An 11,247-nucleotide genomic window follows, 5' to 3' on the forward strand; every position below is an offset into this window, starting at 1 on the left:
GACGGCATGACGGACGTGCACGACGGCGGTACCCGGCCGGGCGGGGGGACGGACCCGCACGGGTCCGCCGCCGGGCCGGCCGTCGACTGGGACGCGCTGCGCACCGCGGCGCGCGACATCATGACCCGCGCCTACGCGCCGTACTCGGGCTTCCCCGTGGGTGCGGCCGCGCTCGTGGACGACGGCCGCGTCGTCGTCGGCTGCAACGTGGAGAACGCCGCCTACGGCGTGACGCTGTGCGCGGAGTGCTCGCTCGTGAGCTCGCTCGTCGGCTCGGGCGGCGGCCGCCTCGTGGCGTTCGCGTGCGTCGACCGGCACGGCGCGCCGCTCATGCCGTGCGGCCGGTGCCGCCAGCTCCTGTGGGAGCACGGAGGGCCCGACCTGCTGGTCGAGACGGTGCGTGGTATCAAGACGATGAGGGACGTGCTGCCCGACGCCTTCGGGCCCGAGGATCTGGAGGAGCGCTCGTGACCAGCGACGACGTGGCCACGCAGGACGGCATCGAGGACGACGGCGAGGACCGCGCCACCGAGGGGCCGGCCCCGGAGGCGTTCGACGCGGTCGACGTCATCCGGACCAAGCGCGACGGGGCGCGGCTCGCGCCCGAGCAGATCGACTGGGTGATCGACGCGTACACGCGCGGCGTCGTGGCCGAGGAGCAGATGGCCGCCCTCGCGATGGCGATCTACCTCAACGGCATGGACCGCGCCGAGATCGGCCGCTGGACGCAGGCGATGATCGCGTCGGGCGAGCGCATGGACTTCTCGGGGCTCTCGCGCCCGACGGCGGACAAGCACTCGACCGGGGGAGTCGGCGACAAGATCACGCTGCCCCTCGCGCCGCTCGTCGCGGTGTACGGCGTCGCGGTGCCGCAGCTCTCCGGCCGCGGCCTGGGCCACACGGGCGGCACGCTCGACAAGCTCGAGGCGATCCCGGGGTGGCGCGCGGCGCTGACCAACGCGCAGATGATGAACGCGCTCGAGCACGTCGGCGCCGTGATCTGCCAGGCGGGCTCGGGCCTCGCGCCCGCCGACCGCCTCCTGTACGCGCTGCGCGACGTCACGGGGACGGTCGAGTCGATCCCGCTCATCGCGAGCTCGATCATGAGCAAGAAGATCGCGGAGGGCACGGGCGCGCTCGTGCTCGACGTCAAGGTCGGCTCGGGCGCGTTCATGAAGGAGCTCGGCTCGGCGCGCGAGCTCGCGCGCACGATGGTCGACCTCGGGACCGACGCCGGCGTGCGCACGGTCGCGCTGCTCACCGACATGTCGACCCCGCTCGGCCTCACCGCGGGCAACGCGCTCGAGGTGCGCGAGTCCGTCGAGGTGATGAAGGGCGAGGGGCCGCAGGACGTCGTCGACCTCACGGTCGCGCTCGCGCTCGAGATGCTCGCCGGGGCGGGCCGCCCGCAGGACGAGGACGACGTGCGCCACGCGCTCCTGGGCGGGCGCGCGCTCGACAAGTGGCGCGAGATGATCGCGGAGCAGGGCGGCGACTCGCGCGCCCCGCTGCCCGTCGCGCGCGAGCGCGAGCACGTCGTGGCCGACCGCGACGGGGTGCTCGAACGGCTCGACGCGTACGCCGTCGGGGTCGCCGCGTGGCGCCTCGGGGCGGGCCGGGCCCGCAAGGAGGACCCGGTGCAGGCGGGCGCGGGCGTCGAGCTCTTCGCCAAGCCCGGCGACACCGTCCGCAAGGGTCAGCACCTCATGACCCTGCACACCGACACCCCGGAGCGCTTCGAGCGCGCGGTGCAGGCTCTCGACGGCGCGTGGTCCGTCGCGGAGCCCGGCACCGTGGTCGAGCGCGGCTCGGTCGTCCTGGACCGCGTCGACTGAGCGTGTCGGCCGACCAGCAGGACCCGCCCGAGCCGGCCGACACGCGCCGGCCGCGGTCGGTCTACGGCGTGGGGACCGAGCCCGACGCGCGGTTCAGCCTCGCCAACGAGCGCACCGCGCTCGCGTGGGTGCGCACCGGGCTGGGCCTGGTCGCGGGCGGCGTCGCGCTGACGTCGTTCGCGACGTTCGCGGGCATGGCGGGCCTGCTCGACGTCGTCGCGGGCGTCGCGTGCCTCGCCGGCGCCGGGTTCGCGGGCTACGCGCTCGTGTCGTGGCGCCGCAACGAGCGGGCCCTACGGCTGCGGTGGCGCCTCCCGGCGCCGAGCGGCCTGCCGGTGCTCGTCGTCGGCGTCGTCGTGCTGGCCCTGCTGCTCGCGGGCTACGCCGTCGGGGCGGCGACCGGAGGGTGAGCGTGCCGTCGGGAGAGCTGGGCGCCGTGCCGCCGCGGGACGAGGGCCTGCAGCCCGAGCGCACGGCGCTCGCGTGGCAGCGCACGGTGCTCGGCGTCGTGGTGGGGGCGCTCGTGCTCGCCGCCGCCGGGCTGCGCTCCGGCTCCGTGGTCACGGTGTGCGCGGCGGTCGCGGTGGCGGTGCTCGCGCTCGTCCCCGCGGTGCTGCGCCCGCCGACCGGCGGGCTCCCGCGCGACGGGCGGCTGCACTCGTGGTCGTTCCTCGTGCGCGTCGGCGGTCTCGTCGTCGTGCTCGCCCTCGTGGGCGCGGCCTGGGCGTTCGGCCGGGTTCTCGGCGGTGCCGCGTGAGGCGCGGGCCGGAGGCGCTGCGGGCGACCGACGTCGCGCGCCTCCTCCCGGCGCGCACCCTGCCGCCGTCCCCGCCGCCCGGCGCCTACGCGCCCGACGCCGCGACCTCCCACGTGCTCGACCTCGCGCGCCGCGCGGGGCACCCGGAGCACCGCGTGCGTGCGCTCGCGACGACCCTCGACGGGCTGCGGCCCACGGACCGGCGTGCCGTCGTCGACCCGCTGCGCCGGCTCGACCGGCCCGACGAGGGGCCCGCGGTCCGGCCGCTCGAGATCGCGGGCGCGCCCGCGCGCCAGACCGACGGCACGACGTGCGGCTCGGCCGTGCTGGGCCTCCTCGCCGCGGCGGGCGACCCGGTGCTCGCCCTGTGGCTCGCCACCGGGCTGCGTCCGGGGGACGCCGCGCGCCACGACCCGGAGGACGCTCGCGCACGGGGCGGCGTCGAGCGGTTCCGGACGCTCCAGCAGGCGCTCAAACGCCGCACGAACCGGCGCGCGCTCGGGCCGCTGCCGTGGCCCGCGGCGCTCGGGACGCCGCCGTGGGGCGCCGCCCGGACCGCACGCCACGCGGACGTGCGGTTCGTGGACCGGGTCGTCGCGGGGCCGGGCGCGGAGCGCGTCGCGCGCGCCGCGCTCGCCGCGGCGGCGCGCGGCGTGCCCGTGCCGCTCTTCACCGGGGGAGACCTCGCGCTCGGGCTCGCGACCGCCGTCCCGCGCCACGTCGTGCTCCTCACCGACGCCGACGCCGGGGCGAGGTGGTGCCGGGTCTACGAGCCGTCGTCGGGCACGCTCCGCACCGTCGCGGCGGGCGCGCTCCTCGACGGTGCCCGGGTGCCCGCCGTGCGCCGCGCGCTCGGGGGCTGGCCGCACGTGTGCTGGGCGCTCCTGCCCGACGGCCGCGCTGGCGAGGCCACGCGCCCGGCGGCAGGATGGGCGCAGCCGCCACAGCCGTGGTGAGCACGCCGATCGTCGAGGAGGAGTCGCGATGAGCACCGTGCCCGGGAACGACGCATGGCGGGACGCCGGTCTGGACGAGCAGGGCGAGGACGCCGTCAGCCTGGTGGAAGAGGTCGAGGACGACGACCCCGGGGTCGAGGACCCCGTGCACGAGGTCGACGAGTACCAGCCGCGCACCCCGCGCCCCGACCTGGAGGGCGAGGCCGCCGAGGCCGACGTCGTCGAGCAGGCGTCCGCCGTGCCCGGCAGCGACGACGACTACGCCTGACCGTCCGCACCCGGCCGGTGCGCTCGGCGCGAGGCGGGGCGTACCGGCCGGTACCGTGAGCGCATGACCACCGAGAACGCCCCGCTGACGGTCGACGTCATCCGCGCGCTGCCCAAGGTCGTGCTGCACGACCATCTCGACGGCGGGCTCCGCCCCGCCACGATCCTCGAGCTCGCCGCCGACGTGGGGCACCAGCTCCCCGCGGACGACGCCGAGGCCCTCGGCGCCTGGTTCGCGGAGTCCGCGGACTCCGGGTCGCTCGTGCGCTACCTCGAGACGTTCGACCACACGATCGCCGTCATGCAGACGCGCGACGCCCTCGCCCGCGTGGCGCGCGAGGCGGTGCTCGACCTCGCGCGCGACGGCGTCGTGTACGCCGAGCAGCGCTGGGCGCCCGAGCAGCACCTCCAGCGCGGCCTCACCCTCCAGGAGACGGTCGACGCCGTGCAGTCCGGCATCGAGCAGGGCGTCGCCGAGGCGGCCGCGGAGGGGCGGACCATCCGCGTCGGGCAGCTCGTCACCGCGATGCGCCACGCCGACCGCTGGTCGGAGATCGCGGAGCTCGCGGTCGCGAACCGCGGGAACGGCGTCGTCGGGTTCGACATCGCGGGCGCGGAGGACGGCTTCCCGCCCTCGCGCCACGTCGAGATCTGGCGCTACCTGGCCGAGCAGAACTTCCCCGTGACGATCCACGCGGGCGAGGCGGCGGGCCCGCAGTCGATCGCCGAGGCCGTGCACCTCGGCCAGGCGAGCCGCATCGGCCACGGCGTGCGCATCGTCGAGGACATCGCGTTCGACCCGGAGTTCCCGCACAGCGCCGAGTGCGAGCCCGGGACGGCCGCGCTCGGCCTCCTCGCGCACTGGGTGCGCGACCACCAGGTCCCGCTCGAGCTGTGCCCGTCGTCGAACGTGCAGACCGGGGCGGCGACGTCGATCGCCGACCACCCGATCACGCGCCTCAAGGAGCTCGACTTCGCGGTCACGCTCAACACCGACAACCGGCTCATGTCGCGCACGACGATGACCCAGGAGATGGCGCTCCTCGTCGAGCACGCGGGCTGGACCATCGACGACCTCGCGGACGTCACGATGACCGCCGCGTGGAGCGCGTTCGTGCACCACGACGAGCGTCGTGCGCTCGTCGACGACGTGATCCTCCCCGGCTACCAGCAGATCGAAGGAGCGCAGCTGTGAGCGACACGACCGGCACGCAGCCCCTGGACGCGGCGGGCCTGGCCCGCTTCGTCGACCACACGCTGCTCAAGCCCGAGGCCACCCCCGCGGACGTCGCGGCGCTCGTCGAGGAGGGCGTCCGCCTGGGCGTCTACTCCGTGTGCGTCTCCCCGTCGATGCTGCCCCTGGACCCGGCGACCACGCGCGAGCGCGGGCTGCTCGTCGCGACGGTGTGCGGCTTCCCGTCGGGCAAGCACCACAGCGACGTCAAGGCGTTCGAGGCCGCCCGGTCCGTCCGCGACGGCGCCGACGAGGTCGACATGGTCATCGACGTCGGCGCGGCCAAGGCCGGCGCGTGGGACGCGGTACGCGACGACGTCGCGGCCGTCCGCGCCGCCGTCCCTGTGGACAGGGTCCTCAAGGTCATCATCGAGTCCGCCGCGCTCACGGACCACGAGATCGTCGAGGCGTGCCGCGCGTCCGAGGCGGCGGGCGCGGACTTCGTCAAGACCTCGACCGGGTTCCACCCCGCGGGTGGTGCCTCCACGCACGCCGTCTCGATCATGGCCGAGACCGTCGGCGGTCGCCTGGGCGTCAAGGCGTCCGGCGGCGTCCGCACGCTCGCCGACGCCCTCGCGATGATCGAGCACGGCGCCACGCGGCTCGGGCTGTCCGGCACCGCCGCCGTCCTCGCGGGGTTCGACGGCGCGGACGCCCCCTCCGCCGGGGACGCGGGCTACTGAGCGTCGTGACGGCGGCGGTGACCGTCGTCGCGCAGGTGTGACGAGCCGGGGTCCCCGGTCGCCGGAACGTTCCGGCGACCGGGGACCCCGGCTCGTGGTGGCTCAGAGGCCGAGCGCGCGCGTCATGTCGGCCTTGACGCGGTCGAGGCGGTCGCGGGCGAAGGCCCGGGCCGCGGTGAGGTCGTCGTGCGAGGCGTCCGGGGTGACCGGGACCACGACCTCCAGGTAGCACTTGACCTTCGGCTCGGTGCCGCTCGGGCGCACGATGACGCGCGTGCCGTCCGCGGTGAGGATCCGCACGCCGTCCGTCGGCGGGAGCCCGTCCAGGCCCGCGGAGAGGTCGGTGACGTCGGAGACGCCGGCCCCCGCGAGGGTGCGCGGGGGAGCGGCCCGCAGGTGGGCCATCGTCTCGCCGATGCGGTCGAGGTCCTCGAACCGGGCGGAGAGCTGGTCGCTCACGTGCAGGCCGTGGGCGCGCGCCAGGTCGTCGAGCGCGTCGACGATCGAGCGTCCCTCGGCCTTGAGGCGGTTCGCGAGCTGCGCGACGAGCAGCGCCGCGCTGATGCCGTCCTTGTCCCGGACGTGGGCCGGGTCGACGCAGTAGCCGAGCGCCTCCTCGTAGCCGAACACGAGGCCGTCGACGCGCGAGATCCACTTGAACCCGGTGAGCGTCGTCGCGAAGCCGAGCCCGTGCGCGGCCGCGATCTTCCCCAGCAGCCGCGACGACACGATCGAGCAGGCGAGCACGCCCCCCGGCGCGCCCGACGCGGCGACGCGACGCGCGACGTCGTCGCCCAGGAGCGCGCCGACCTCGTCGCCGTGCAGCATGCGCCAGCCGTTCGACCGGGCCGTCTCCGCGCCCTGGTAGGTCCCGACGCGCGGGTCGAGCACCGCGACGGCGCACCGGTCGGCGTCGGGGTCGTTGGCGAGCACGACGTCGGCCGCCGCGTCCTGCGCGACGGCGAGCGCGAGGTCCATCGCGCCCGGCTCCTCGGGGTTGGGGAACGCGACGGACGGGAAGTCGGGGTTCGGGTCGAGCTGCTCCTCGACCGGCACGACCGTCGTGAAGCCCGCGTCGCGCAGGACGTGCGCGACCGTCTCGCCGCCCACGCCGTGCAGCGCCGTGGTGACGACCTTGAGGTCGCGCCGTGCGCCGTCGGACAGCGCGAGGACCGACCGCTCGTAGGCGACGACGACCTCGCGGTCCAGCACGGTCCACCCGGACGACGCGCGCGGGACGGACCGCGCCGGCCCGACGGCCGCGATCGCGGCGGCGATGTGCGCGTCGTACGGCGGGACGATCTGTGCGCCCTGGCCGGAGTCGGTGACGACGCGGCCGCCGAGGTAGACCTTGTACCCGTTGTCGGCAGGCGGGTTGTGGCTCGCGGTCACCATGACGCCCGCGTCGGCGCCGAGGTGGCGCACCGCGAAGGCGAGGACGGGCGTCGGCAGGGCCGACGGCAGCACGAGCACGTCGAGGCCCGCCGCGGTGAGCACGGCCGCGCTGTCCACCGCGAACGTGCGGGAGCGGTGCCGCGCGTCGAACCCGACGACGACGCGCGGGCGCGCCGCGCCGCCCGCGCCCGCCGGGCCGAGGGTGTCGAGCAGGTAGGCGCCCAGGCCCGCGGCCGCGCGGATCACGACCGCGCGGTTCATGCGGTGCGGCCCCGCCTCCATGCGCCCGCGCAGGCCCGCCGTGCCGAACTCGAGCGGGCCGGAGAACCGGTCCTGCAGGTCGGCGAGCGCCCGCACGCGCACGTCGTGCTTGCGCGGGTCGGGGGAGTCGACGAGCTCGAGCAGACGGCGCAGCTCGTCCTGGTCGCTCGCGTCGACGTCGTCGTCGATCCACGCCGTGACGCGCGCGAGGAACGCCGCGTGGTCGGTCCCCGGGTCGAAGGTCGGGTCGTCGGCCGGGTCGGCCCGGTGCCCCGCAGTGCGGTCCGTCATGTCACACCAGCTTCGCGATGTCGGCCAGGAGGGCGCTGATCCGGGGTCCCGCGGCCTGGCCGGCCTCGATGACCTCGGCGTGGGAGAGCGGCGTCGGGCTGATCCCGGCGGCGAGGTTCGTCACGAGCGAGACGCCGAGCACCTCCAGGCCGCAGTGCCGGGCCGCGATGGCCTCGAGCGTCGTGGACATGCCCACGAGGTCGGCGCCGAGGATCCCGGCCATCCGGACCTCGGCGGGCGTCTCGTAGTGCGGCCCGGGGAACTGGGCGTACACGCCCTCGGGGAGCGTCGGGTCGACGCGGTGCGCGAGCTCGCGCAGGCGCGGCGAGTACACGTCGGTCAGGTCGACGAACGTCGGCCCCTCCAGAGGGCTGCGTGCCGTGAGGTTGATGTGGTCGGAGAGGAGGACGGGCGTGCCCGCGCCCCACTCCTGGTTGAGTCCGCCGCAGCCGTTCGTGAGGATGAGCGTCTCCGCGCCCGTCGCGGCGGCCGTGCGCACGCCGTGCACGACGGCGCGCACCCCCTTGCCCTCGTACAGGTGCGTGCGCGAGCCGAGCACGAGGGCGTGCCGCACCGAGCCGTCGGCGCGCTCGACCCGGATGGACCGCGTCACCGAGAGGTGTCCCGCGACCGCGGGTGCGGAGAAGCCGGGGATCTCGTGCGTCGGGACCTCCGCGACGACCTCGCCGAGCAGCTCCGCGGCGCCGCCCCAGCCCGACCCGAGCACGAGGGCCATGTCGTGGCCCTCGACCCCGGTGGCCTGCGCGATGTGGTCGGCCGCGGCCCGGGCCACGAGGAAGGGGTCGGTCGCGGGATCGTCGAGCGGGGGTGTGCTCGGAGGCGTCGTCGTCATGGTCGCAAGGCTAGTCCGTCCCCGGGCCCGCGACCTGACGAGCACCGCCGTCCCGTGCGGCGCGCCGGACCTGCCGCGACGTCTCGCATGCTGACACCGAGGGACGCGACGGCCTGACAGAATGTCCGGCGTGACGCACGTGAGCATGGACTCCTCGACCGCCCCGGACAGCACCCGCATCGTCGTGGTGGGGGGTGGGCCCGGCGGCTACGAGGCCGCCCTCGTCGCCCGTCGCCTCGGCGCCGACGTCACCGTCGTCGAGCGCCACGGGCTCGGCGGCGCGGCCGTCCTGACGGACGTCGTCCCCTCGAAGACGCTCATCGCCACCGCCGACTGGATGACGATCGCCGAGCGCGCCGCCGAGCTCGGCATCCGCCTCCCCGTCGACACGGCCAAGGCGCAGCACCCCGCGATGCGGCGGCACATCGTCGACCTCGAGGCCGTGAACACGCGCGTCATGGCGCTCGCGGCGGCGCAGTCCGCCGACATCCACGCGCGGCTCGAGCGCGAGGGCGTGCGCGTCGTCATCGGGGAGGGCCGGCTCGACGGCCCCGAGCGCGTCGTGGTCGACGCGCCCGACGGCACCGACGGCCCGCTCGTGCTCGACGCCGACGTCATCCTGCTCGCGCTCGGCGCGACGCCGCGCGTGCTCCCGACCGCGCAGCCCGACGGCGAGCGCATCCTCACGTGGACGCAGCTCTACAACCTCTCCGAGCTCCCGGAACGGCTCGTCGTCGTGGGGTCGGGCGTCACCGGCGCCGAGTTCGCGGGCGCGTACAACGCGCTGGGCTCGGACGTCGTGCTCGTGTCGAGCCGCGACCGCGTGCTCCCCGGCGAGGACGCCGACGCCGCCGAGCTGCTCGAGGGCGTGTTCCGCTCGCGCGGCATGACGGTCATGTCCCGCTCGCGCGCCGAGTCCGCCGAGCGCACCGAGGACGGCGTGCGCGTCACGCTCTCCGACGGCCGCGTCGTCGAGGGCTCGCACGTGCTCATCGCCGTCGGCGCGATCCCCTCGACGAGCGGCATCGGCCTCGAGGAGGCCGGGGTCCGGCTCACGCCCAGCGGGCACGTCGAGGTCGACAAGGTGTCGCGCACGTCGGTGCGCGGGATCTACGCCGCGGGCGACTGCACCGGCGTGCTGCCCCTCGCGTCCGTCGCGGCGATGCAGGGCCGCGTCGCCATGTCGCACGCGCTCGGCGACGCCGTCGTGCCGATCAAGCTGCGCACCGTCGCGGCGAACATCTTCACGGCGCCCGAGATCGCGACCGTCGGGTACAGCGAGGAGCAGCTCAAGGCGCAGAGCAGCAAGTACGTCACGACCGTCCTGCCGCTCGCGCGCAACCCGCGCGCCAAGATGCTCGGGATGCGCGACGGCTTCGTCAAGCTGTTCGCCCACCCGGAGGCGGGGGTCGTGCTGGGCGGCGTGGTCGTCGCGCCGCGCGCGAGCGAGCTCGTGTTCCCCATCACGCTCGCGGTCTCGCACCGCCTCACGGTCGACGACGTCGCGTCGGCCTTCACCGTCTACCCGTCGCTCAGCGGCTCGATCGCCGAGGTGGCGCGCATGCTGCACCACCGGGAGGACTGAGCACCCGCAGGCGGTCCCGGCGGGCGCGACGCCTCAGCCGAGCGCGGCGGCCAGCCGGCGGGCGCTCGCGGCGGGGTCCTCGGTACCCGTGACGAGCGTGCGGTGCGCGAGGCTCCGCGTCCCCGGGTCGTCGAACCACTCGGCGAGGAAGTCGTGCCCCGCGGGTCGCCAGTCGGTGCCCTTGGCGGCGAGGGAACGGGCACGCAGCACGCCGAGCGCGTGCTCGCGGTCGGTGCTCGGCAGCACGAGGACGACGTGCGGGACGGACGCGAGCGCGGCGCGGACGCGGGCGAGCTGCGCGGGGTCGGTGTACGACGCGTGCCCCGCGCCGAGCGCCAGCACCGAGCCCGGGTGCTCCGCGACCGCGCGCTCCGTCGCGTGCGCGCGGGCCGGCTCCCACTCGCGCTCGGCCGCCACGCGGCCCACCACTCCGACGCGCTCGACGAGGCGCTCGACGCTCCAGCCGACCTCGGGGTAGTACCGGTCGGCCACGGCGTCGAGGTCGACGAACGGCACCCCGAGCCGCTGCGCGACGAGCGCGCCGAGCGTCGACTTGCCGGTCGCCGCGGGACCGAGCAGGACGAGGACGGGCGCCGGGGGACGAGCACCCGGCACGTCAGAGCCGTCCGTCGAGACGCAGGCTCCCGTCCGACCAGGCGAGCTCGGTGAGCTGGAAGCCGGGGAACGTGTGCTCGAGCACGCCGCCCAGGAGCGCCTGCACGTCGACCGCGACGCGCGCCTCGGGCAGCACGCGCACGGCCTCCGGCGGCAGGCCGTGCGAGCGCAGCGCGCCCTGCAGCGGCGCCTCGACGAAGCCGAGAAGCTTGTGGGCGGGCAGGCCGGCCGCGCTCGCCTCGACCGCGAGCACCGCGGTGCCCGCGACGACGGACTCCACGCGCAGCGTCGCGCGGACGACCGGGACGAGCCGGGCCGCGAGCCGGAGGGCCGACGGCGGGTCGGGCACCTCGCGCAGGTCGACGACGACCCGCACGTCGTCGCCCTCGCTCGCGACCGACCGCACGTACGGCGGCAGGCCGCCCGTCGCACGGGCGATCTCGACGGCTTCGGTCACGGTCAGCTCGATGCGCACCCGTCGACCCTAACCCGCCGCCCCGCGCTCGGGTCGGGCC

The 11,247-nt window shown here is 76.0% G+C and carries 13 protein-coding genes; 9 read left to right on the plus strand and 4 right to left on the minus strand.

Annotated elements, in window-relative coordinates; all coding sequences use genetic code 11:
- The first annotated feature begins 6 nt into the window (after positions 1 to 6).
- The 8 genes from RSE42_RS06655 to deoC all read left to right on the plus strand — a co-directional run bounded on the left by RSE42_RS06655 (position 7) and on the right by deoC (position 5,732).
- A complete protein-coding gene (locus RSE42_RS06655) occupies positions 7 to 471 on the plus strand; it encodes a cytidine deaminase (RefSeq protein WP_415298314.1) in 465 nt (154 codons plus the stop codon).
- 29 nt (positions 472 to 500) lie between these two features.
- Positions 501 to 1,835, plus strand: coding sequence for a thymidine phosphorylase (locus tag RSE42_RS06660; RefSeq protein ID WP_085388819.1), 1,335 nt, complete (start codon positions 501 to 503; stop codon positions 1,833 to 1,835).
- Between the two features lie 2 nt (positions 1,836 to 1,837).
- The gene (locus RSE42_RS06665; protein ID WP_043651290.1) at positions 1,838 to 2,245 is read left to right on the plus strand and encodes a YidH family protein; all 408 of its coding nucleotides are present in this window, start codon (positions 1,838 to 1,840) and stop codon (positions 2,243 to 2,245) included.
- 2 nt (positions 2,246 to 2,247) lie between these two features.
- Positions 2,248 to 2,592, plus strand: coding sequence for a DUF202 domain-containing protein (locus tag RSE42_RS06670; protein WP_396050938.1), 345 nt, complete (start codon positions 2,248 to 2,250; stop codon positions 2,590 to 2,592).
- Positions 2,589 to 3,548, plus strand: a complete 960-nt coding sequence (locus RSE42_RS06675; protein WP_415298316.1) for a hypothetical protein — start codon at positions 2,589 to 2,591, stop codon at positions 3,546 to 3,548. Before RSE42_RS06670 ends, RSE42_RS06675 begins: the two co-directional genes overlap by 4 nt.
- A gap of 28 nt (positions 3,549 to 3,576) precedes the next feature.
- On the plus strand, positions 3,577 to 3,816 hold the full coding sequence (locus RSE42_RS06680; protein WP_009863298.1) for a hypothetical protein: 240 nt from the start codon (positions 3,577 to 3,579) through the stop codon (positions 3,814 to 3,816).
- A 63-nt stretch (positions 3,817 to 3,879) separates the two neighbouring features.
- Positions 3,880 to 5,010, plus strand: coding sequence for an adenosine deaminase (locus RSE42_RS06685; protein ID WP_415298318.1), 1,131 nt, complete (start codon positions 3,880 to 3,882; stop codon positions 5,008 to 5,010).
- On the plus strand, positions 5,007 to 5,732 hold the full coding sequence (gene deoC, locus RSE42_RS06690) for a deoxyribose-phosphate aldolase (RefSeq protein ID WP_409141070.1): 726 nt from the start codon (positions 5,007 to 5,009) through the stop codon (positions 5,730 to 5,732). Before RSE42_RS06685 ends, deoC begins: the two co-directional genes overlap by 4 nt.
- A 102-nt stretch (positions 5,733 to 5,834) precedes the next feature.
- Here deoC and RSE42_RS06695 read toward each other — a convergent pair whose 3' ends face one another.
- Both RSE42_RS06695 and RSE42_RS06700 read right to left on the minus strand, forming a co-directional pair.
- Positions 5,835 to 7,679 (minus strand): phospho-sugar mutase, encoded by a 1,845-nt coding sequence (locus RSE42_RS06695; protein WP_415298320.1) that lies wholly within the window; start codon positions 7,677 to 7,679, stop codon positions 5,835 to 5,837.
- Position 7,680: 1 nt separating this feature from the next.
- On the minus strand, positions 7,681 to 8,532 hold the full coding sequence (locus RSE42_RS06700; RefSeq protein ID WP_031316850.1) for a purine-nucleoside phosphorylase: 852 nt from the start codon (positions 8,530 to 8,532) through the stop codon (positions 7,681 to 7,683).
- 121 nt (positions 8,533 to 8,653) lie between these two features.
- On the opposite strand from RSE42_RS06700, the gene RSE42_RS06705 reads away from it, so the two are divergent.
- On the plus strand, positions 8,654 to 10,117 hold the full coding sequence (locus RSE42_RS06705; RefSeq protein ID WP_061267658.1) for an NAD(P)H-quinone dehydrogenase: 1,464 nt from the start codon (positions 8,654 to 8,656) through the stop codon (positions 10,115 to 10,117).
- A 33-nt stretch (positions 10,118 to 10,150) separates the two neighbouring features.
- Here RSE42_RS06705 and RSE42_RS06710 read toward each other — a convergent pair whose 3' ends face one another.
- Both RSE42_RS06710 and RSE42_RS06715 read right to left on the minus strand, forming a co-directional pair.
- The gene (locus RSE42_RS06710; protein ID WP_409141072.1) at positions 10,151 to 10,732 is read right to left on the minus strand and encodes a shikimate kinase; all 582 of its coding nucleotides are present in this window, start codon (positions 10,730 to 10,732) and stop codon (positions 10,151 to 10,153) included.
- A gap of 1 nt (position 10,733) precedes the next feature.
- Positions 10,734 to 11,207, minus strand: a complete 474-nt coding sequence (locus tag RSE42_RS06715; protein ID WP_034653947.1) for a hypothetical protein — start codon at positions 11,205 to 11,207, stop codon at positions 10,734 to 10,736.
- Between the last annotated feature and the right edge of the window lie 40 nt (positions 11,208 to 11,247).

Source organism: Cellulosimicrobium sp. SJTW-1, assembly GCF_047716875.1.
Taxonomy (GTDB): Bacteria; Actinomycetota; Actinomycetes; order Actinomycetales; family Cellulomonadaceae; genus Cellulosimicrobium; species Cellulosimicrobium funkei.